The following is a 20,764-nucleotide window of genomic DNA, read 5'->3' on the forward strand; positions in this document are numbered from 1 at the left end:
CCCCGCCGCCGCCCCCCCCCCCCCCCGGGGCCCCGCCCCCCCCCCGCCCCCCCGCCCCGCGGGGGGGGGCCCCCCCCGGGGGGGGGGGGGGCGGCCCCGCGCCCCCCCCCCCCCCCCCACTTTTCCGGTTCTGAACCGGTCCTGTTCCGGCCGGTGACCGACCCACGAGACGTCTTGTTGTGTGCTCACTTGCCACACCCGCGACGGGACCCGTTCAGCGGGCCGACCACCCGGCCGTAAAGGTTCCCCATGTCGGAAGAGGCCACCGTGGCAAGGGAGTCAGGGCATGACCGCAGCACCGCCGGACCGCCGTCGCCTTCTGACCGCCGGGGCAGCCGTCCTCGGCGCCGCGGCGTCCGCCCAGCTGTGGCTGCCGAGCACGGCCCGCGCCGCCGAAACCCCGCTCCCCGACGGGGTGTTCGCCCTCGGTGTCTCCTCCGGCGACCCCCTGCCCGACGGCATCGTGCTGTGGACCAGGCTCGCGCCCGACCCGCTGAACGGCGGTGGCATGCCGGACGAGGCCGTCCCCGTGCAGTGGGAACTCGCCGAGGACGAGCGGTTCCACCGGACCGTCCGCCGGGGCACCGCCCAGGCCCGGCCCGAACTCGGCCACAGCGTCCACGTGGACGTGCGCGGGCTGCGCCCGGACCGCCCGTACTGGTACCGCTTCCGGGCCGGCGGCCGCCTCTCGCCCACCGGCCGCACCCGCACCGCGCCCCACCCGCAGTGCAGCGGGGGTGCGCTGCGTGTCGCCCTCGCCTCCTGCCAGAACTGGCAGCACGGCTACTTCACGCCGTACGCCGACATGCTCGCCCAGGACCCCGACTTCGTCCTCTTCGTCGGCGACTACATCGACGCGTCCGGGCCCTCCGCGACCGCCGTACGCCGGCACGAGGGCGGCGACGAGCCGTACACCCTGGAGCAGTACCGCAACCGGTACGCCCAGTACCGCACCGACCCCGGCCTCGCCGCGATGCACGCGAACGCCCCGTGGGTGGTCACCTTCGACGACCACGAGGTCGACAGCGACCGGGCCGGTGAGCTCCCGCGGGACCCGGACGAGCGGTCGCACGACGCGTTCACGGCCCGGCTGACGGCGGCCTGCCAGGCGTACTACGAGCACATGCCGGTGCGTGCCTCCGTCATCCCCACGGGCCCGCACATCCGGATGCACCGCCGGCTGGAGTTCGGCCGGCTGGCGCGGCTGAGCGTCCTGGACACCCGGCGGTTCCGCGCCCGTCGGGCCACCACGCAGGAGGGAGCCGAGTCGCCGTCGACGACCGTGCTGGGCGCCGGGCAGAAGCAGTGGCTGCTGGACGGGCTGCACGACTCCCCGGCCCGCTGGAACCTGATCGCCTCGCAGATCATGATGGCCGGGACCGATCTGCTGCCCGGCGACGGCACGTTCTGGTACCACGACGCCTGGGACGGCTACCAGGCCGAGCGAGATGCCCTGCTGAAGGAGTTCGCCGGCATCCGCAACCCGGTCGTGCTCAGCGGCGACCGGCACCTGACGATGATCAGCGACCTCACGGAGGACTTCGCCGCCCCGGACTCCGAGGTCGTCGGCGCCGAGTTCGTCGGCACCTCCATCTCCAGCGACGGCGACCAGGACCAGGCCGCCTTCCACGCCCGGTGGGACCCGCTGATGGCGGACAACCCGCACTGGAAGGTGATCGACGCCCACCGCGGCTACCACCTCTTCGACATCCGCCCCGACGGCATCGACGTCCAGGTCCGCGTCGTCGACACCGTCCTGCAGCCGCAGGCCACGGCGAGCACGCTCACCCGCCTGCGGGTGGAGGCCGACGAGCCCGGCGTGCGGGTCGTGTGAGCCGCCGAGCCGGGGATTCATCGCGGTCCCAGGCTCCTTTCGGCCTCGCCTCGGGTAAGGCTCTTACCGTCCCTACGAGGCGTGCGGAGCTAACCGGTCTCTTACCCTCGCCGAGACCGAAATGCTGCGGAATCTTGATGTCGAATTCCGCGGCAATGAACTGCCGGACGAGCTGTATTCCCGACTTGTCCGCGACGTCGTCGTGCGTCATTTGACCGCGTGCCCCGCCGCGGCGGCCGGAGCGGTCTGCGGCCGGAGTGGCCTGCGCCGGACCGTGCACCAGATGTCGTCGAAGGAACTCGTCCGGGTGCTCGGGCGCCCGCGTGAACCTGTGACCAACCTGTGGACTTACTCACAGCAAATTCACGGGTGTTCGAGAGGCCCCGGCCTCAATCACGAGGAGTACAAGGTAAATGACAGGTTGCGCTCAGATATGCATGGGATGGCGCTCACCTTGCACTCCCCTTACCTAAAGTGGGAGCATTTCGCAGTTCCCTGTCGCCCCTAGGTAGGTCATCTGTGTCCCAGCACATAGCCAAGCCCCGTACCACCGCAGTGATCCTGGCCGGTGGTACCGGTCAGCGGGTGGGTCTGTCGATCCCCAAGCAGCTGCTGAAGATCGCCGGCAAGGCAGTCATCGAGCACACCCTGACCACCTTCGAGAAGGCCGACTCGATCGACGACGTCATCGTGCTGATGGCGCGGGGCTACGTCCCGGACGTCGAGAAGATCGTCGCCAAGGCCGGGTTCACCAAGGTGAAGAAGATCATCGAGGGCGGCTCGACGCGGAACGAGACCACCGAGCGCGCCATCTCCGCGCTGGGCGAGGGACTGGCCGAGGGCGAGGACCTCAACGTCCTCTTCCACGACGCCGTACGCCCCCTGCTCTCGCGGCGCGTCATCGACGACTGCGTGGCCGCGCTGGAGCGTTACCAGGCCGTGGACGTAGCCATCCCGTCCGCGGACACCATCATCGTCACGCGCACGCACGGCGAGGACGGCGAGTTCATCACCGAGATCCCGGACCGCTCCCGGCTTCGCCGCGGCCAGACCCCGCAGGCCTTCAAGCTGTCCACGATCCGCCGCGCCTACGAGGTCGCCGCCGGTGACCCCAACTTCCAGGCCACGGACGACTGCTCCGTCGTGCTCAAGTACCTGCCGGACGTGCCGATCCACGTCGTCGCGGGTGACGAGTACAACATGAAGGTGACGCAGCCGGTCGACGTCTTCATCGCCGACAAGCTGTTCCAGCTCGCCTCCACCGCCGCGCCCGAGCAGGTCGGCGAGGACGCCTACCGCGAACTCCTCACCGGCAGGACGCTCGTCGTCTTCGGCGGCTCCTACGGCATCGGCAAGGACATCGCCGAACTCGCCGAGTCCTACGGCGCGAACGTCTACGCGCTCGGCCGCTCCACCACCGGCACCCACGTGGAGAACCCGGAGGAGGTCGACGACGCGCTGTCCACGGCGTACGCGGAGACCGGCCGGATCGACCATGTCGTCAACACCGCGGGTGTGCTGCGCATCGGCAAGCTCGCCGAGACCGACAACGCCACCATCGAGGAGGCGCTGAAGGTCAACTACCTGGCCCCGGTGCAGATCGCCCGTTCCAGCTACAAGTACCTCGCCGAGACGGGGGGCCAGTTGCTGCTGTACACCTCCAGCAGCTACACCCGCGGCCGTGCCGAGTACTCCCTCTACTCCTCCACCAAGGCCGCCATGGTGAACCTCACCCAGGCGCTGTCCGACGAGTGGGCCGGCGACGGCATCCGCGTCAACTGCATCAACCCCGAGCGCACCGCCACCCCGATGCGCACCAAGGCCTTCGGCCAGGAGCCCTCGGGCTCGCTGCTCTCCTCCGAGGCCGTGGCCCGTACCTCCCTGGACGTGCTGCTGTCCGAGCTGACCGGTCATGTGATCGACGTCCGCCAGCAGGACCCGACGGCGGGCGCGGCCCAGGCCTCCGGCTTCGAACAGGCGCTGGCCACCGTGCTGGACCGTCAGGACGGCATGTAATAATTCGTCAATAGATTCTTAGGAAATTCAGGCCTCTGCTGCCGCCAATTCACCGGGCGTTAGCAGAGGCCTGAATCCGTACATCTCTTACGTCTCTCACAACTTCTGCGAACCGGCACTCACCCTCCCAGAGCAGGTTTCTCCGTGATATCCACCGCTATTCGCGTAGCCCGGGTGGGCAGCGCGGCCGAACTGGCCGCGGCGGCCCTCATGATCCTGGGCTTCCCGGCGCTCATGCTGGCCGCGCTCGTCCCGAGCGTCCCCGCCTTCGCGGCCCTGGCCGCCGTGACGTACCTGGCGGACCACTATCTGCACCGCAGGAGCAGCTATCTGATCAACCGCCTCAGCAAGATCCGGGCGGGTCTGTCGATCCGCTTCCTGATCCGGCAGCTGCTGCTGATCCTGCTGCTGGCCCGCCTGTCGCACGCGGACGACCTGATCTTCTACGGCGCCGTCGCCTGCTTCATCGCGTTCTACGGCCTCCAGGCCCCGCACGGCGCGCTGGTCACCCTCATCCGCAACCGCCGCCGGATGCCGGTCGCCACCCGCAACGTCGACCTGAAGTCCCGCATCCGCATCCCGGACGCTCCGTCGCGCCGGCTGCTGCACCGCAGTGCGGAGAAGATGCTCCACCTGGACGTCTTCGCGATGATCGGCATCCTGATCTCCGCCGGGCAGGACTCCCCGGCCGCCCCGGGCTTCGTCGGCATCGGCCTCAGCGTCGCCCTCGGCGTGCTGTACGTGCTCGTGCTGATGCCCTACGTGCGCGGCCGGAAGATCCCGCCGAAGGCCGAGGTCGTCCTCGCCGCCGTCGACGACTGGCTGGCCGACTACAGGCCGGAGACGGTCCTGTACTTCTCCGGCTCCAAGGACTCCGCGTACCAGGTCAACATGTGGCTGGAGACGATGGAGCAGCTGGAGTCCCGGCCGCTGGTCATCCTCCGCGAGCGCGCCATCCTGAACAACCTCGCGCCGACCACGGCCCCCGTCATCTGCGTGCCCGGAGGGGTGCACCTGATGAACATGGACCTGTCGACCGTGCGCGTGGCCCTGTACGCCGCGAACGTCGGCAAGAACATCCACATGCTGCGCGTGCCCACCATGAAGCACGTCTTCATCGGCCACGGTGACAGCGACAAGCTCGCCAGCGTCAACCCGTACAGCAAGGTGTACGACGAGGTGTGGACCGCCGGCCGCGCCGGCCGTGACCGCTACGCCATCGCCGACGTCGGCGTCCGCGACGACGACATCGTGGAGGTCGGCCGCCCGCAGCTCGCACCCATCCAGACCTGGCAGGGCGAGCCCGACGGCCCCCGCGGCGGAGCCGCTGACGGACGCTGCCCGACGGTTCTCTACGCGCCGACCTGGGAGGGCTGGGACGGCAACCCGGGCAACACCTCGATCGTGCTCGCCGGCGAGACCATCGTGAAGAAGCTGGTCACGGCCGACCCGCCGGTCCGCGTCCTGTACAAGCCGCACCCGTTCACCGGCACGGTCAGCAAGGAGGCCGGCGCCGCGCACCGGCGGATCACCGCCCTGGTGGAGAAGGCCGCCGCCGAACGGGCCGCCGACTCCCGCTTCAGCACCGACGGCAAGGCGATGGCCCGGGCCAAGGCCGAGCTCGCGCGGATCGAGGCCCGGCTCGCCGAGCTGACCGGCGTGGGCGGCGACAAGGGGGACGAGGCCGAGGCCACCCGCGACGGTGTCGTCGACGTGGCGCGGCATGAGGAGATCGCCCGGCTGCGCGCCGAGTGGAACGCCGCCTACTGGCGCTCCTTCCCGTCGTACGAGCACCGCGTCATCACCGGCGCCGAGCCGCGTCTGTACGACTGCTTCAACGTCTCCGACGCGATGGTCTCGGACATCTCCTCCGTGGTCTCCGACTTCATCGCGAGCGGCAAGCCGTACGCGGTCACCGACTCCGGCGAGCTCGGTCACGAGGAGTTCAAGCGGCAGAACACGGCCGTGCGCGCCGCGGTGATCCTGTCCAATGACGCGGGCGAGCTGGGAGGCCTGCTGGACGCCGTGCGCGACCCGTCCGCCGACCCGCTGATGGACGCCCGCAAGGAGCTCAAGCGCTATCTGCTGGGCCCGGACGAGCCGAAGTCCATCGTCCAGTTCAACATGGCGGTGGCCGACCTGGCCCTCAAGGCCGAGGCGCGCAACGTCGGCCAGCAGTCCCGGCTGAGCGCCGGGGGCACGGACCCCGCCGAGCTGAGCAACGGGGTGCCGGGGCAGCGGATGGCGTCCGTGGACGACCAGGACGGTGTGAACGCGGGCTGACACCCCACTGCATGCGCGGGCCGGCCCCGGGATCGCTCCCGGGGCCGGCCCTCTGCCGTCGTTCAGGTTCCGCAGCCCGTTGGGATAGCTTTAATTTCCATACGAAACCGGTACAACCCTTTTTGCCGTACTCGCATCGTGAGTGAACGGCTGCCCAGAGCCTGTCCGGACGCTGGACCGACGGGCGCGAGGCGATCCACTTCGCGTAGATTGCGGCACAGGCAGCCAAACCGCGCGAGAAAACTGAGGACAAGGTGGCAAGGGCAAGGCAGGCCGTGTGCGAGGCCCGCAGGATCGTCGTCAAGGTGGGCTCCTCGTCGCTGACCACGGCCGCCGGCGGCCTGGACGCCGACCGCGTCGACGCGCTGGTCGATGTGCTCGCCAAGATCCGCAGTGGGGGAGAGCGCGAGATCGTCCTCGTCTCCTCCGGGGCGATCGCCGCCGGCCTCGCCCCGCTCGGTCTGCGGCGCCGCCCCAAGGACCTCGCCCGGCAGCAGGCCGCCGCCAGCGTCGGCCAGGGTCTGCTCGTCGCCCGCTACACCGCCTCCTTCGCCCGCTACGGCGTCCGCGTGGGCCAAGTCCTGCTCACCTCCGACGACATGAGCCGGCGCGCCCACCACCGCAACGCCTCCCGCACCCTCGACAAGCTCCTCGCGATGGGTGCCTTCCCGATCGTCAACGAGAACGACACGGTCGCCACCGACGAGATCCGCTTCGGCGACAACGACCGCCTGGCCGCCCTCGTCGCCCACCTCGTCCACGCCGACCTGCTCGTCCTCCTCTCCGACATCGACGGCGTCTACGACGGCGACCCCAGCAGGCCCGGCACCTCGCGGATAGCGGAGGTGAAGGGCCCGGAGGACCTCGCGGGCGTCGAGATCGGCAGCGCGGGCAAGGCCGGCGTGGGCACCGGAGGGATGGTCACCAAGGTCGAGGCCGCCCGGATCGCCGCCGGCGCCGGCATCCCCGTGGTCCTCACCAGCGCCGTGCACGCGGCGGACGCCCTGGGCGGCGGCGACACCGGCACCTACTTCCACCCCACCGGCAAGCGCTCCGCCGACCGGCTCCTGTGGCTCCAGCACGCCTCCACCCCGCAGGGCGCGCTGGTCCTGGACGACGGTGCGGTGGACGCCGTCGTGAAGCGGCGCACGTCGCTGCTGCCCGCCGGAATCGCCGCCGTGGAGGGCGAGTTCAGCGCCGGCGACCCCGTCGAACTGCGCGACACCACGGGGCGCGCGGTGGCCCGTGGGCTCGTCAGCTTCGACGCCAAGGAGATTCCCCGGCTGATCGGACGTTCGACCCGCGAACTGGCCCGGGAACTCGGCCCGGCGTACGAACGCGAGGTCGTACACAGGGACGACCTGGTGCTCCTGCACACGTAAAACAGGACGTAACGACGGCTCCCGGTGGGGGACGTTCCGTAAAACCGCCCCGCGGTGCCGTAGGTCCTGCTCAACTTTGTCTCAGAGAGACGTCCGAGTGGCGTTCCCGAGCGGTGGGTCAAGGAGGCCGTCGTGAGACGAGTGCGCGCTGGGGTGGCCACCCGCGGTGCCCTGACGAGCGTCGCGGCCGGCGACACCTACGAGGAGCCCAAGGACCTGCCCCGGCTCTGGCACGTCACCCTCAGCGTCGCCGGGCCGGACGTCCCCCTCGCGGATCTGCGACGGGCCCTGGAACAGCTGGCCCACGACCACCCCTTCCTGCTGACCAGCCGTTACGCGAGCGACCACGCGGAGATCCGGTACTGGGAGGAGGCCCGCGACCTGCACGACGCCGCCGCCGTCGCCCTGCGCCTGTGGGGCGAGCACCGGCAGACCGCCGGACTTCCCCCGTGGGAGATCGTCGGCCTGGAGGTCATCGACCGCGAGACCTACCACCAGCGCATCGCCGAGGGCTACGGCCCGCCGCCCGCGACACCGGTCGGAGTCCACCCCTTTTGATCCCCCTTGAGCCACCTTGATCCCTCCTGAGGCCTTGTCTCGGGGTTTGGGATGAGCGGTGACCGGCCCGTCCCGCGCACTACCCTTCCCTCATGACCACGCTCTCGCCGTACGACTCGATGTCCCCGGTCACCCAGGCCGCCTACCGGGCCAAGGCCGCCGCCGCCGACCTCGCGCCGCTCCCGCGTGCCGTGAAGGACGACGCGCTGCTCGCCATCGCCGACGCCCTCGAGGTCCGGACCAGCGAGATCGTCGAGGCCAACGCCAAGGACGTCGCCAAGGCCCGGGAGCACGGCACCAGCGAGGCCATCGTCGACCGGCTCACCCTCACCCCCGAGCGGGTCCGCGCCATCGCCTCCGACGTCCGTGACGTGGCCAAGCTGCCCGACCCGGTCGGCGAGGTCGTCCGCGGCTCCACCCTCCCCAACGGCATCGACCTGCGCCAGGTCCGCGTCCCGCTCGGCGTCGTCGGCATCATCTACGAGGCCCGTCCGAACGTCACCGTGGACGCCGCCGCGCTCTGCCTGAAGTCCGGCAACGCCGTCCTGCTGCGCGGCTCCGCCTCCGCCTACGAGTCCAACACCGCCCTCGTCCGCGTCATCCGTGACGCCGTCGGCGGCGCCGGGCTGCCCGCCGACGCCGTCCAGCTGGTGCCCGGCGAGAGCCGCGAGTCCGTCCGCGAGCTGATGCGTGCCCGCGGCCTGGTCGACGTCCTCATCCCACGCGGCGGCGCCTCCCTGATCCAGACCGTGGTGAGCGAGTCCACCGTCCCCGTCATCGAGACCGGCACCGGCAACTGCCACGTCTACGTCGACGCCCACGCCGACATCGACATGGCCATCGACATCCTGATCAACTCCAAGGCCCAGCGGGTCAGCGTCTGCAACGCCGCCGAGACCCTCCTCGTCCACCAGGACATCGCCCCCGTGTTCCTGCCGCGCGCCCTCGACGCCCTCGCCGAGGCCGGCGTCACCGTGCACGCCGACGAGCGGGTGCTGGCCTACGCCCAGGACTCCAAGGCGACGGTCGTGGAGGCCGTGGCCGAGGACTGGGAGACCGAGTACCTCTCGTACGACATCGCCGCCGCGGTGGTGGACTCGCTGGACAAGGCCGTCGAGCACATCCGGCTGTGGACCTCCGGCCACACCGAGGCGATCGTCACGACCTCCCAGCAGGCCGCCCGCCGCTTCACCCAGCTGGTCGACTCCACCACCGTCGCCGTGAACGCCTCCACCCGCTTCACCGACGGCGGCCAGTTCGGCTTCGGCGCCGAGATCGGCATCTCCACGCAGAAGCTCCACGCCCGCGGCCCGATGGGCCTGCCGGAGCTGACCAGCACCAAGTACATCGTCACCGGCGACGGTCACGTGCGCCCCTGAGACCCACCCGTTCGGCCGTACGTCGCCGGGGGCGTGCGGGGCGGCCGAAACGGTGTCTCATCAGTCAGACGAATTTCCATACCGTCTGCCCAAATTGACCCCCCAGGTCTACTCTGTATGCGTGCCGGAGGACGTGGGGGGCACGCCGTTCCCGGACGGCTGGGAGCCCGACGACGACCACGACCACGGGGTGTCGGACGAAGAGTTCGCCTCCGTGGTCTTCGACGAGGCCTTCGTACGGGCGGCCACGGTCCATGAGCCGACCGCCGTCGAGCGCCTCCTGGCCGCCGCACAGGCCAGAGCCGAGGCCTCCGAGGCGGAGGCCCACCGCGCCCACGCCCGAAGCGAGCGCTACGACGACGCCTACGGCCCCGAGGGGGCCGATTTCGGCCAAGATCCGGACGACGACGAGCTGGAGGACGCCTACGTCCTCGGCGACCGCCACTTCGGGGGATACGGCAGACCGGTCCGCTGGCACCGCCCCGTGGCCTGGGTGCTGGCCGTCGTGATGGGCATCGGCATGGTCGCCCTGGCCTTCGCCGCCGTCTACCGGGGCGGTTCCGCCGGCACCCGTGACGGGGTCCCCGCGCCCGCCCCGACCGGCCTGGAACAGGGCAGCGCCGCCGGGCCGTCCGTCTCCGCCGACACCTCCCAGCCGGCGGCCTCGGCCATCCCGCGCTCCCCCTGAACGGCCACGCCCACACTTGGTGAGCACCTGTCAGAAGTTGTCGTGTAGCAGGGCGTTTACCTGAGGCCCACGCGACCTACTCTGAAAGTATGGGCGGGCCTGGAGACCCACCGGAGGGCACACCCGAGGGCGGCCCCGCAGGTGGCGAGGACGAGTACCGATCCGTCGTGTTCGACGAGTCGTTCGTCCGTGCTGCCCGCCTCCAGGAGTACTCGGCCGAGGAGCGGATGGCCGACCACGCGCCCGCCGTACGCCGCCGCCCGCCCCTGCACCGCGGACTCACCCGGCAGGCCCTGGTCCTCGTCCTGCTGATCGCCGTCGCCTTCGGCACCGCGATCTACATGGGCGTCCGCCACCCCTACGGCTCCCCGGAGGCCCGGCGCCCCGCCGAGCCCCTGCGGATGACGGTGATCCCGCTCGCCCCGACGGGCAGGGTGCCCGGCACCGCCGACGCCGAGTACCTGTACGCCCACAGCCCAGCCGCCCAGTACGACGTCGGCGCCGAGGGCATACCCCTGCCGGCCTCCCGCAGCACCGCCCACTTCTCCGACAGCCAGGTGGTGGCCGCGCTCACCACCGCCAAGGACTACATCGTCCGCTCCTCGCTCTACCCCGAGGTGCTCACCGGCCGTCAGGTCAGCCCCGCCCGCGCCCTCATCGACGCCGACCAGCTCGACCAGTTCGACCAGAGCTTCGACCACCCGGCGGCGGACGGCCGGCACAGTGCCACCGGCTGGCTGGTCCGCCTCGACCCCTCCCGCGCCCAGCTCGCCGACGACCGGGTCCGCGTCCAGGGCGACCTGCAGGCCACCGAGTCCGACTCGGACACGCTGGAGGTCACCGCCGACCACACCTTCGTCTACGCCCTGCGCCCCACCGGCGCCGCGGCGAACGCGCCGGTGTCCCTCTTCACCGTCCGCCGCGAGCTGACCTTCCGCTTCACCCGCGACGACCTGCGCACCCACCAGGTCCAGCTGCTCACGTCCTACGTCCAGGCCGGCCCCCTCGCCTGCGCCGAGGACTCCACGGCCTACTTCCGCCCCCTCCTGGCCGGCCAGACCGCCCACACCGGCGTCCCCGCGGGCACCGACCCCTACGAGACGGACAGCCCCACGGCCCTGTGCGGAACACTGGCCGCCGGGGCTCAGCCGAAGGTGTGAGCGGTTTCCGGGTGTCCGGATTGCGGCGGGGTGGAGTCAGCCCTCCTGAGGGGCGTCCGTCGGGCCCTCCTGCGCCGGGGGCGGGCTGCGGAAGCCGTCGAAGCCGCGGCGAACCCGGCCGCCCAGGTCGCCCGCGCCGCCCGCGAGGTCGGAGACCAGCTTCATCAGCGGGTCCTTGGAGGTCTTCACCTCGCTCGCGTAGCTGGCCGCCGACTCGCGGAAGGACTCGCTGACCGAGGTGTCCTTGTCCTCGTCGCGCCGCGGATAGTGGCCGTCCATGATCCGCTGGAAGTCGCGGGACTCGGCCCACTTCTTCAGCTCGGCCGCACGGATCGTGGCGAAGGGGTGCGAGCGGGGCAGCACGTTCAGGATCTTCAGCACGGAGTCGCGCAGATCGCCCCCGGACTCGTACTCCTCGGCCTGCTCCAGGAACGCGTCCACGTTCATCTCGTGCAGGTGGTTGCCGCCCGCGATCTTCATCAGGCCGCGCATCGAGGCCCGTACGTCCTGCCCCACCAGCAGCCCGGCCCGGTCCGCGGACAGCTCCGACTTGCGGAACCACTCCCGGAGCGCCGTGATGATGGCCATGATCGCGAAGTTGCCCAGCGGGATCCAGGCGACCTTCAGCGCGAGGTTGGTCAGGAACAGCAGGATCGTGCGGTACACCGAGTGTCCGGACAGCGCGTGTCCCACCTCGTGCCCGACGACCGCCCGCATCTCCTCCTCGTCGAGGAGCTCCACGAGCCCCGTGGTGACCACGATGATCGGCTCGTCCAGGCCGATGCACATCGCGTTCGGCTGCGGGTCCTGGTTGACGTACATCGGCGGGACCTTCTCCAGGTCCAGGATGTAACAGGCGTCCAGCAGCATGTCGTGCAGGTGCTGGAACTGCCGCTCGGAGACGCGCACCGAGTCGGACAGGAACAGCAGCCTCAGGCTCCGCTCGGGCAGCAGCCCGCTGAGCGCCTTGAAGACGGTGTCGAATCCGCTCAGCTTGCGCAGCGCGACCAGGGCCGAGCGGTCGGCCGGGTGCTCGTAGGCACGCGAGGAGATCCCCGGGAAACGCCTGCGCTGCCTGCTCGGCACGCGCTCGTGCCCCGTGTGCTGCTGGCCGTCGTCGGACATGTCTTCCCCCATGTGCGTATGAGTGCCCACTGTGCCCCCGAAGCGGAGCCCAGCCTAGGCGGAGATACCGTGGACGGGCAGTACAGCCGAAGGAGTCCACTCATGGAGCACCACCCCGCAGCCGCCCGGCTGACCGAGGCCGCCGCGAGCGCCGTCCAGCAGCACGGGTCGGGCAATCTGCTCCGTATCGTCCTGATCGTGATGGTCCTGGGCTGTGCACTGACCGCCTGGTTCCTGCTCAGCGGCTACAAGCGGAAAGACGACTGACAGCTCGGATAAGTTCCCCCGCGCGTCCCGAACGGCAGAGTCGGCGTGATCGCCGCCGGGGCGCCCGCATACGATGAGCCGACATCTTTATCCCGCCCACACGCGTTAGGTCCTGCCGAAGATGAGCCTTCACAGCGCCGCAGCCCAGATGGTCACCCTCGCCGAAGCCGAGGGCGGCCACCACAACAGCCTCAACCCGGCGGTCACCGGCGGCAGCGCCCTCGCCATCCTGCTGCTCCTGCTGTGGATCACCACCCGCTTCAACCGCGACCGCTGAGCGGGGACCCCGTCCCCGGCCGGACGCCCGAGACCGGGCCGGTAGGGTCTGCACGCATGGGAGAGCAGGACATGCCTACCGGTCCGGCGTACGAGACCGCCGACGACAGGGTCGAGCACCCGGAGTACCGGCCGTTCGGCGGCCCCGCCCACACGGGCAAGCGGCGCCTCGGTGTCATGGGCGGGACCTTCGACCCGATCCACCACGGGCACCTGGTGGCGGCCAGCGAGGTCGCCGCGCAGTTCCAGCTGGACGAAGTGGTGTTCGTGCCCACCGGCCAGCCGTGGCAGAAGTCCCACCGCAAGGTCTCCCCGGCCGAGGACCGCTATCTGATGACGGTCATCGCCACCGCCGAGAACCCGCAGTTCTCCGTCAGCCGCATCGACATCGACCGCGGCGGGCCCACCTACACCGTGGACACCCTGCGTGACCTGCGTGCGCTCAATCCCGACACGGACCTGTTCTTCATCACCGGCGCCGACGCCCTCGCGCAACTGCTGACCTGGCGGGACAGCGAGGAACTGTTCTCCCTCGCGCACTTCATCGGCGTCACCCGGCCCGGCCACCACCTGACCGACGTCGGCCTGCCGGAAGGCGGCGTCTCGCTCGTCGAGGTGCCGGCGCTCGCCATCTCCTCCACGGACTGCCGTGCGAGAGTCGCCAAGGGAGAACCCATCTGGTACATGGTGCCGGACGGAGTCGTGCGCTACATCGACAAGCGCGAGCTGTACCGCGGCGAGTGAGCCGAGAGGGGCACCGGTGAACGACCGATACGACGCGGGTGACGCAGGCCACGGCGCCGGCCCGTACGAAATCGTCGGCTACGACGAGTACGGCCGGCCCGTGTACCGGCAGGTCCCGGCACAGCAGACGCCGCAGGCTCAGCAGGTGACCTACGACCCGTACGCCCAGCAGCAGGGCTACGGCTACGATCCGTACGCCACCGGCCAGCAGCCGGTGACCTCCTACGACAGCGGCCGGCCCGCACCCGGGTACGACCCCTACGGCTCCCAGGCTCCCTACGACCCCTACGGCACCGGCGCCCGGCACCCCGCCGGCCACGACCCGTACGGGCAGGCCGCGAGCAGCGGACAGCAGCCCCGGGTCACCGAGCACACCGCCCACATCCCGCAGCAGGCCGCCCCGGCGCAGGCCCCGCACATCCCGGCGCAGCCCGAGAGGCCGCACGAGGACGGTGAACGGGACTACCACACCGAGCAGTTCGCGTTCGTCGAGGAGCCGGACGGCGACTCCGAGGACGTCATCGACTGGCTGAAGTTCACCGAGAACCGCACCGAGCGCCGCGAGGAGGCCCGCCGCCGAGCCCGCAGCCGGATCATCGCCCTCGTCGTCGTCCTCGCCCTGGTCGCCGTCGGCGGCGTCGGCTACCTCTGGTACGCCGGGAAGCTTCCCGGCCTGTCCTCCGCCGGCTCCAAGCCCGGCGCGGCCACGCCGGTCGGCGCCCAGAAACGCGACGTGATCGTCGTCCACCTGCACAACACCGGCAAGGGCGGCACCTCCACGGCGCTGCTGGTGGACAACACCACCACCAAGCAGGGCAGCACCGTGCTGCTGCCCAACTCCCTCGCCCTGAGCGGCGACGACGGCTCCACCACCACCCTCGCCAAGTCGGTGGCCGACGACGGCTCCTCCGGCACCCTCGGCCAGCTCGACACCGTGCTCGGCACCAGCATCCAGGGCACCTGGCGGCTGGACACCCCCTACCTGCAGAACCTCGTCGACCTGGTCGGCAACATCGACATCGACACCAACACGGACGTGCCCGACCCGGACACCACGAAGAAGGGCGCCGAACCCCTCGTCCACAAGGGCAGCCAGCAGACCCTCAGCGGCAAGATGGCCGTCGCCTACGCCACCTACCGCGCCGCCGGCGAGTCGCCCAACGCCCAGCTGGAGCGGTTCGGCCAGGTCATGCAGGGCGTGCTGCGCAAGATGTCCTCCGACCCGTCGTCGGCCACGACCACCGTGCAGACCCTCGCGCAGATCCTCGACCCGCCCCTCACCGACAAGGACCTCGGCGCCTTCCTCGCCAAGCTCGCCGACCTCGCCAAGAGCGGGGCCTACCGGACCGCCCTGCTGCCCGTGCAGGCCGACGGCACCCTGAGCGCGAGGACCAGCGACAGCGTGGTGAAGGACATCCTCGGCGGCACCGCCAAGAGCCCCGACGCCGGGTCCGCGGTCCGGGTCTCCGTGCAGAACGCCACCGGTGTGAAGGACGACACGGAGAAGGCCCGCGTGGTGCTGCTCAACGGCGGCTTCACCTTCCTGGAGGGCGGCACCGCCTCCGGGGCGCAGGCCACCTCGAAGGTGCTGTACGCGGACGCCTCCCACAAGTCGGACGCCACCGAGGTCGCCAAGACCCTCGGCCTGCCCGCCGGCTCCGTGGCCAAGGGCACGGTCTCCTCCGGTGCCGACGTCTCGGTGGTCCTCGGCCAGGACTACAAGCCCGCCAGTTCGTGACCGGGTCCCGGGCGCCCCACGTGCCACAGTAATCACGTGGGGTGCGCCGGGCGGTCCGTGAGACCCTTGAGGTCCAGTGACCGCCGACCCGAAAGCTACGCAGTGACCGCCACCGACCGTTCCCTTGAGCTCATCAACACCGCCGCCCAGGCGGCGGCCGACAAGCTCGCCCACGACGTCATCGCCTACGACGTCAGCGACGTGCTGTCGATCACGGACGCCTTCCTGCTCGCCTCCGCGCCGAACGACCGCCAGGTCAGGGCCATCGTCGACGAGATCGAGGAGCGCCTGCTGAAGGAGCTCGGCGCCAAGCCGGTGCGCCGCGAGGGCGACCGAGAGTCCCGCTGGATCCTGCTCGACTACGTCGACATCGTCGTGCACGTCCAGCACAGTGAGGAGCGGGTCTTCTACGCCCTGGAGCGGCTCTGGAAGGACTGCCCCGAGCTGGAGCTGCCCGCCGACGCCAAGGCCACCCGCGGCAAGGCGGAGGAGCACATGAGGCTGCAGGCCGCCGAGGCCGAGCAGGAGCCGGGCGGGGAGTGGTGATGAGCGTCACGGGCGAGGTGACCGACCGCAGGAACCGCGGCCGCCGCATCATCCTGTGGCGGCACGGCCAGACCGCATGGAACGTCGAGCGCCGCTTCCAGGGCAGCACGGACGTCGCGCTGACCGAGACCGGCATCGGCCAGGCCCGCCGCGCCGCCCGGCTGCTGGCTTCCCTGGGGCCGGACGCGATCATCTCCTCGGACCTGCAGCGCGCGGCGGACACGGCCGCCGAGCTGGCCGCCCTCACCGGCCTCGACATCACCCGCGATGAGGGCCTGCGCGAGACCTACGCGGGCGTCTGGCAGGGGCTGACGCACGAGGAGATCATCGCCCGCTACGGCAAGGAGTACGCCGCCTGGAAGCGCGGCGAGGCGGTCCGCCGCGGCGGCGGCGAACTGGAGACCGAGGTCGCCGACCGCGCCGCACCCGTCGTACTGCGGCACGTCGAGAAGCTGCCCGAGGACGGCACCCTCGTCGTCGTCAGCCACGGCGGCACCATCCGCACCACCATCGGACGGCTGCTCGGTCTGGAGGCCGGGCACTGGGAGAGCCTCGGCGGCCTCTCCAACTGCTGCTGGTCCGTGCTCGGTGAGGGCGCCCGCGGCTGGCGCCTGCTGGAGCACAACGCCGGCACCCTCCCGGAGCCCGTGCTCGGCGACGACGACTGAGCGTCCGGCGGCTCGCGGACCCCGGATTTCACTTTCTGGCAGGTCACAGGCTAAAGTTCTTCTTGTTCGCCCCGCCGAGCGGAGCGAGACACCACGCGGCTCCGCCGCGTGACGCAAGGGGCTATAGCTCAGTTGGTAGAGCGCCTGCATGGCATGCAGGAGGTCAGGAGTTCAATTCTCCTTAGCTCCACAGATCGGATCCCGTCCCCCTCAGGGGGGCGGGATCTTCTGCTCTGGGCTTCTGCTGCGGGCCTTCCGCTGTGTGGCCGGGGGCCGACCGCACGAAGGGCCGAACCGGGTTGAGTCACTCCCGCCCCGCGCTCGTATACCTGCTGGGGAGGCGTTCTCGGCGCTCGTGTCCGGACTGGTACTGAGGCGTCGCTGACCGTATTGCTCCGGCCGTGGCAGAATCAAACGGCCGGAAGGGGGCGCGGCCCGACGGGAGGGAGTAGCGATGCCTGCGAGCATCCTCGAGGAGGTCGGCCACCTCCTCGGTGCGGCGTTGATACAGGGCACGACCACCCGGCTGAGCTGCCCTTCCTGCGGTTCCGCGCATGTCGCGCAAGTCCTGGGCGACAACGGCGGAATCTCCTACGTGTGCACGGCCTGCGGCCACAGCTGGAGCTGATCGATGGGTGCACACAGGCGAAAGTGCGACTGGTGTGGGAGCGGTACGCCGATCGTCCGTGACATGGAGCCGATCAATCCCGACTACCAGTACTGGTGCGAGGAATGCGCGCGGGCGCTGATCATAAAAGGCGACCCGATCGAGACGTACCGGGAATTGGAGGGCGAGCCGATCTACGGCCGTCTCCTCGAAGAGCACTGCACACTCAAGCGGTTCTACTCCTTCGTCACTGCCTGACAAAACGGACATCTGCCTTCTAACTGGGGCGCGGTAGGAATGGATTTGGCGCTGCGCCCCCGGGCCTGTAATGTTTACGACGTCGCCGGGGGAACCGGGCGAAACAAGAAAACAAGGGGCTATAGCTCAGTTGGTAGAGCGCCTGCATGGCATGCAGGAGGTCAGGAGTTCAATTCTCCTTAGCTCCACAGGAGTCGAAGGCGGATCATCCCGATGGGTGGTCCGCCTTCGGCGTGTTGTGTGATGCGCCACGCGCGCGAACACAACGGCGGGCCACCCGCTTCGGGTGGCCCGCCGTTGTCTGTGCTCAGCGGCCGAGAGCGCGCCGGCCGCGGCCCTGGGAGACGACCGGCAGGTTGCGGGACGGTGCCTGCCCGCGCGTGTCCTCCTCGATGCGCAGGGCGAGCGCCGGGCAGCGGCGCACCGCGCGCAGCGCCTTCGCCTCCGCGTACCGCGGCACCTGCGCCTGGGCGACCGTCGGGAAACCGTCGGCGCCGAGTTCGAACACCTCCGGCAGGATGTCGGCGCACAGTCCGTGGCCCCGGCACAGCGTCCAGTCGACGTAGATCTTCTGGCGGCTGGCGCCGGTCTCCTCGGGCTCTCCGCCGCCCGGGATGCCCGTAGGGGCCCTGCCTCCCTCGAAGAGCGGCAGAACGCCCTCCACGGGCCGTCCGCAGCCGTTTCCGAGGACATGCGCGGCCAGGTCGTCGGTGAACGCCTTGATGGTCGACTCCAGGAACATCGCCGAGCCGTCCGGATGCGAACACGCGCCGCGGCGCTTGACGTTCTTCGCGACCTGCTTCAGCGCCTCCAGGGCGGCCGGACCGCCGCCGTTGAGGATGTCCTCCATGCCGCGTGCGGCCGCCGGCAGTCCGAGGTAGCAGGGGCCGCACTGGCCCGCGCTCTCCTCGGCCAGCCACTGCGCCACCCGCAGCGACTCGCCGAGCGGGCAGGTCTCCTGGCTGATCGGCAGGATCGCGCCCGCGCCCAGCGAACCGCCCACCGCGTCCAGCGAGTTGCGGGAGACGATCGCCTCGTCGACGGTCGCCGCGTCGATCCACTTGCCGTGATAGCCGCCGGTCAGCACGCCCTGCGGCACCGGCGGGGCACCCGCCAGCTGCAGCACGTAGCGCAGCGGCACACCCGTGGGCACCTCGAGCACCATCGGGCGGGCGACCGCACCGGACACCGTGAGCATGACGGTGCCCGGCTCGTCGTACAGGCCGGTGTTGCCGTAACGCTCGGGGCCGATGCGGGCGGCGATGGCCAGCTGCGCGAACGTCTCCGCGTTCGACAGCAGCGTGGGCGCGCCGCCGACGCCGCTCTGCGAGGCGCTGATCTTGCGGCCGGGCGGGATCGCAGGGCCGCCGTCGACCGAGCGGATCAGCGAGGCGGCCGCGCCGGTGACCATCCGCACCGGGTTGCGCTGCACCCACGCGCGGAGCGCGGACCTACGGCTGTTGCTCAGCCCGCGTTCGGCGAGCGCGGCCTCCATGGAGCGCTGCGTGGACTCGCGTGTGACACCGATCACGAGCGTGCGTGCGCCGAGCGCCTCGGCGCACAGCAGCGCGCCGTCAAGGATCAGGTGCGGGGCACGGTTGATCAGCACCGTGTCCTTGCGGCAGGCCGGTTCGTCCTCGCTGCCGTTGACCACGACGACCGGCCGCACGCCGCGCTTGATCGCCGACTCGGCGACCGAGCGCAGCTTCTTGTGGAAGGGGAAGCCCGCGCCGCCGCGGCCCCTGAGGTTGATGCGTTCGGCGAGCTGTGCGAGCTGTTCACCGCCGAGCGGGTCGAGCGGCCCGTGCACCTTCAGGTGCATGGGCAGGTCGAGTCGTTCCACAAGGTCGAAGCCCGACGTGAGCTGCGGAAGGCCGACCACGCGGACTTCGGGGACGTCGGGCAGGGCCTCGTTCACTAAAAGCCTCCGGACGGCGTGTTCCAGGATTCGCCCGAACCCGGAGTGTCGTAGGACGCGCCGGGCAGCGTTTCGGTAGCGGGACCGCTGTTGTACGTGTCACTGGCGTTGTACGTGCCATAGAGGCCGTTTGTCTCACCGGTGTCGTACATGTCACTTCCGCCGTATCCCGCGGCGCCCGAATTGCCATAGACCGGAATGGTCTGCCCGGTGTCCTGGAGCGGGTCGTACACGGACCGCGGGGCCTCGCCCACCGGCGGCGGGGACGGGATCGGCCAGCTGCCCGAGGTGCCGGCGGAGCCGTCCATGCGCGGCATGGCCTCCGTGGCCTGCATGTCCAGCGGCAGGTCCATGCGGGCGGTCTGGCCGGCCGGGTACGACGGCCGGGAGCGGCCCGGCGTGGAGACGGCGCGGTAGGCGGCCGCGAAGCCCGACGCGGGTTCCGCCGCGGGAGCGGCGGGGGACTGGTACAGCGGCGCGGACGGGGCGGCGGCCCCCCTGGGCTCGCGCCGGTCCTCGAAGCCCGCCGGAGCCGCTTCGGCCACCCGGGAACGGCTCGCGTCGAGCTCGTCGAGTCCCGGCCGCTCCGAACTGCCGAACAGCGCCACGAGCCGGTCGGCGACCCTGCGCTTGACCGGGCGGGGGGCGGCGCGCAGGGCGAGGGCGGCCATCACGCCCAGCAGCGACAGGCCGTAGGAGATCACGAAGAACGGCTTGGCCGCGCGACCCGCGTACAGGCCGTGGATCAGCGCCGCGCACCAGGCCGGGTAGGCCAGCATGTGCATCGCCCGCCAGCGGGCGGCGACCGGCGCCGGGGTGGCGAAATTGCTGCGCAGGGCGCCGGTGACGCCCACGAAGATCATCAGCAGCCCCGCCAGCGAGCCCAGCCCGATCAGGCCGCCGATGCCCGTGATGCCGAGCGAGAACGGGATGATCGCGGCGATCGCCTTCGTGTGGCCGAGCGCGACCTTCGTGGTGATGTGCAGCAGCAGGAACGCGATCGACGCGACCCCCAGCGTGCGGTGCACGGCCTGGCCGATGATCCGCTGCCGGATGTTCAGGAAGATCCGGTCCTGCGCGAACAGGCCCCAGATCACCGAGCAGCTGAGCGAGACCAGCGACAGCACGCCCGCGCCGAAGTTCAGGAAGTCGCGGAACTGGTTGCCTCCGACCAGCACGACCACGGGTATCAGCAGCAGGACGACGGCCGACGCCACCCCATAGGCCGAGCGGCCCGGTTGGGGGAGGGAGCGGGTACTACGACGAGGGTTCATGGGGGCAACTCCGAGCAGTTTCGGGAAAGCGGTCCCGCTGCCG

The 20,764-nt window shown here is 70.8% G+C and carries 19 protein-coding genes and 2 tRNA genes; 18 read left to right on the plus strand and 3 right to left on the minus strand.

Annotated features, from left to right (window positions below; all coding sequences use genetic code 11):
• Positions 1 to 286 precede the first annotated feature (286 nt).
• The 8 genes from ACFYZB_RS18530 (at position 287) to ACFYZB_RS18565 (ending at position 11,300) form a co-directional block, all read left to right on the plus strand.
• Positions 287 to 1,834 (plus strand): alkaline phosphatase D family protein, encoded by a 1,548-nt coding sequence (locus tag ACFYZB_RS18530; protein WP_388759526.1) that lies wholly within the window; start codon positions 287 to 289, stop codon positions 1,832 to 1,834.
• A 519-nt stretch (positions 1,835 to 2,353) separates the two neighbouring features.
• Positions 2,354 to 3,850: a D-ribitol-5-phosphate cytidylyltransferase gene (locus ACFYZB_RS18535; RefSeq protein WP_388759528.1), complete on the plus strand. Its 1,497-nt coding sequence runs from the start codon at positions 2,354 to 2,356 to the stop codon at positions 3,848 to 3,850.
• Between the two features lie 174 nt (positions 3,851 to 4,024).
• Positions 4,025 to 6,133 (plus strand): hypothetical protein, encoded by a 2,109-nt coding sequence (locus ACFYZB_RS18540; protein ID WP_388760118.1) that lies wholly within the window; start codon positions 4,025 to 4,027, stop codon positions 6,131 to 6,133.
• Positions 6,134 to 6,408: 275 nt separating this feature from the next.
• Complete coding sequence (proB, locus tag ACFYZB_RS18545; RefSeq protein ID WP_388760121.1) at positions 6,409 to 7,515, plus strand: glutamate 5-kinase; 1,107 nt, start codon at positions 6,409 to 6,411, stop codon at positions 7,513 to 7,515.
• A gap of 132 nt (positions 7,516 to 7,647) precedes the next feature.
• Positions 7,648 to 8,073, plus strand: a complete 426-nt coding sequence (locus ACFYZB_RS18550; RefSeq protein WP_351202993.1) for a hypothetical protein — start codon at positions 7,648 to 7,650, stop codon at positions 8,071 to 8,073.
• Positions 8,074 to 8,165: 92 nt separating this feature from the next.
• Complete coding sequence (locus tag ACFYZB_RS18555; RefSeq protein WP_388759532.1) at positions 8,166 to 9,452, plus strand: glutamate-5-semialdehyde dehydrogenase; 1,287 nt, start codon at positions 8,166 to 8,168, stop codon at positions 9,450 to 9,452.
• A 121-nt stretch (positions 9,453 to 9,573) separates the two neighbouring features.
• Positions 9,574 to 10,140 carry a hypothetical protein gene (locus tag ACFYZB_RS18560; RefSeq protein ID WP_388759534.1) on the plus strand — a complete coding sequence of 189 codons (567 nt, stop codon included), beginning with the start codon at positions 9,574 to 9,576 and terminating at the stop codon, positions 10,138 to 10,140.
• An 89-nt stretch (positions 10,141 to 10,229) separates the two neighbouring features.
• On the plus strand, positions 10,230 to 11,300 hold the full coding sequence (locus ACFYZB_RS18565) for a hypothetical protein (RefSeq protein WP_388759536.1): 1,071 nt from the start codon (positions 10,230 to 10,232) through the stop codon (positions 11,298 to 11,300).
• Positions 11,301 to 11,336: 36 nt separating this feature from the next.
• On the opposite strand, the gene ACFYZB_RS18570 is transcribed toward ACFYZB_RS18565, so the two are convergent.
• Entirely contained in the window at positions 11,337 to 12,425 is a 1,089-nt protein-coding gene (locus ACFYZB_RS18570; RefSeq protein WP_388759538.1) for a M48 family metallopeptidase, read from the minus strand.
• Between the two features lie 102 nt (positions 12,426 to 12,527).
• On the opposite strand from ACFYZB_RS18570, the gene ACFYZB_RS18575 reads away from it, so the two are divergent.
• The 10 genes from ACFYZB_RS18575 (at position 12,528) to ACFYZB_RS18620 (ending at position 17,717) form a co-directional block, all read left to right on the plus strand.
• A complete protein-coding gene (locus tag ACFYZB_RS18575; protein ID WP_388759541.1) occupies positions 12,528 to 12,692 on the plus strand; it encodes a hypothetical protein in 165 nt (54 codons plus the stop codon).
• A gap of 121 nt (positions 12,693 to 12,813) precedes the next feature.
• A complete protein-coding gene (locus ACFYZB_RS18580; protein ID WP_388759543.1) occupies positions 12,814 to 12,969 on the plus strand; it encodes a hypothetical protein in 156 nt (51 codons plus the stop codon).
• A gap of 56 nt (positions 12,970 to 13,025) precedes the next feature.
• Positions 13,026 to 13,712 carry a nicotinate-nucleotide adenylyltransferase gene (gene nadD / locus ACFYZB_RS18585; RefSeq protein WP_388759546.1) on the plus strand — a complete coding sequence of 229 codons (687 nt, stop codon included), beginning with the start codon at positions 13,026 to 13,028 and terminating at the stop codon, positions 13,710 to 13,712.
• A gap of 16 nt (positions 13,713 to 13,728) precedes the next feature.
• Complete coding sequence (locus tag ACFYZB_RS18590) at positions 13,729 to 15,450, plus strand: LCP family protein (RefSeq protein WP_388759549.1); 1,722 nt, start codon at positions 13,729 to 13,731, stop codon at positions 15,448 to 15,450.
• Between the two features lie 102 nt (positions 15,451 to 15,552).
• Complete coding sequence (gene rsfS / locus ACFYZB_RS18595; RefSeq protein ID WP_351203011.1) at positions 15,553 to 15,996, plus strand: ribosome silencing factor; 444 nt, start codon at positions 15,553 to 15,555, stop codon at positions 15,994 to 15,996.
• Entirely contained in the window at positions 15,996 to 16,664 is a 669-nt protein-coding gene (locus ACFYZB_RS18600) for a histidine phosphatase family protein (RefSeq protein WP_388759553.1), read from the plus strand. The genes rsfS and ACFYZB_RS18600 overlap by 1 nt, the downstream gene beginning before the upstream one ends.
• A 117-nt stretch (positions 16,665 to 16,781) precedes the next feature.
• Positions 16,782 to 16,854: transfer RNA gene (locus ACFYZB_RS18605), tRNA-Ala, on the plus strand.
• Positions 16,855 to 17,118: 264 nt separating this feature from the next.
• Entirely contained in the window at positions 17,119 to 17,292 is a 174-nt protein-coding gene (locus ACFYZB_RS18610) for a hypothetical protein (protein ID WP_351203015.1), read from the plus strand.
• A 3-nt stretch (positions 17,293 to 17,295) separates the two neighbouring features.
• The gene (locus tag ACFYZB_RS18615; protein WP_006136074.1) at positions 17,296 to 17,529 is read left to right on the plus strand and encodes a hypothetical protein; all 234 of its coding nucleotides are present in this window, start codon (positions 17,296 to 17,298) and stop codon (positions 17,527 to 17,529) included.
• Between the two features lie 115 nt (positions 17,530 to 17,644).
• Positions 17,645 to 17,717, plus strand: a tRNA-Ala gene (locus tag ACFYZB_RS18620).
• Positions 17,718 to 17,836: 119 nt separating this feature from the next.
• Here the strand turns inward: ACFYZB_RS18620 and ACFYZB_RS18625 are convergent.
• Both ACFYZB_RS18625 and ACFYZB_RS18630 read right to left on the minus strand, forming a co-directional pair.
• Positions 17,837 to 19,447: an NADH-ubiquinone oxidoreductase-F iron-sulfur binding region domain-containing protein gene (locus tag ACFYZB_RS18625; RefSeq protein WP_351203018.1), complete on the minus strand. Its 1,611-nt coding sequence runs from the start codon at positions 19,445 to 19,447 to the stop codon at positions 17,837 to 17,839.
• Positions 19,447 to 20,721 (minus strand): cytochrome b/b6 domain-containing protein, encoded by a 1,275-nt coding sequence (locus tag ACFYZB_RS18630; RefSeq protein ID WP_388759556.1) that lies wholly within the window; start codon positions 20,719 to 20,721, stop codon positions 19,447 to 19,449. Before ACFYZB_RS18630 ends, ACFYZB_RS18625 begins: the two co-directional genes overlap by 1 nt.
• Positions 20,722 to 20,764: the final 43 nt, after the last annotated feature.

It is taken from the genome of Streptomyces sp. NPDC001852, assembly GCF_042891825.1.
In the GTDB taxonomy this organism is placed as follows: Bacteria; Actinomycetota; Actinomycetes; order Streptomycetales; family Streptomycetaceae; genus Streptomyces.

Coding starts and splice junctions, on each gene's coding strand:
- ACFYZB_RS18570 (WP_388759538.1), bottom strand. CDS start 12,425: ATGTCCGACGACGGCCAGCAGCACACGGGGCACGAGCGCGTGCCGAGC.
- nadD (WP_388759546.1), top strand. CDS start 13,026: ATGGGAGAGCAGGACATGCCTACCGGTCCGGCGTACGAGACCGCCGAC.
- ACFYZB_RS18565 (WP_388759536.1), top strand. CDS start 10,230: ATGGGCGGGCCTGGAGACCCACCGGAGGGCACACCCGAGGGCGGCCCC.
- ACFYZB_RS18555 (WP_388759532.1), top strand. CDS start 8,166: ATGACCACGCTCTCGCCGTACGACTCGATGTCCCCGGTCACCCAGGCC.
- ACFYZB_RS18615 (WP_006136074.1), top strand. CDS start 17,296: ATGGGTGCACACAGGCGAAAGTGCGACTGGTGTGGGAGCGGTACGCCG.
- ACFYZB_RS18575 (WP_388759541.1), top strand. CDS start 12,528: ATGGAGCACCACCCCGCAGCCGCCCGGCTGACCGAGGCCGCCGCGAGC.
- ACFYZB_RS18580 (WP_388759543.1), top strand. CDS start 12,814: ATGAGCCTTCACAGCGCCGCAGCCCAGATGGTCACCCTCGCCGAAGCC.
- ACFYZB_RS18630 (WP_388759556.1), bottom strand. CDS start 20,721: ATGAACCCTCGTCGTAGTACCCGCTCCCTCCCCCAACCGGGCCGCTCG.
- ACFYZB_RS18530 (WP_388759526.1), top strand. CDS start 287: ATGACCGCAGCACCGCCGGACCGCCGTCGCCTTCTGACCGCCGGGGCA.
- ACFYZB_RS18610 (WP_351203015.1), top strand. CDS start 17,119: ATGCCTGCGAGCATCCTCGAGGAGGTCGGCCACCTCCTCGGTGCGGCG.
- ACFYZB_RS18600 (WP_388759553.1), top strand. CDS start 15,996: ATGAGCGTCACGGGCGAGGTGACCGACCGCAGGAACCGCGGCCGCCGC.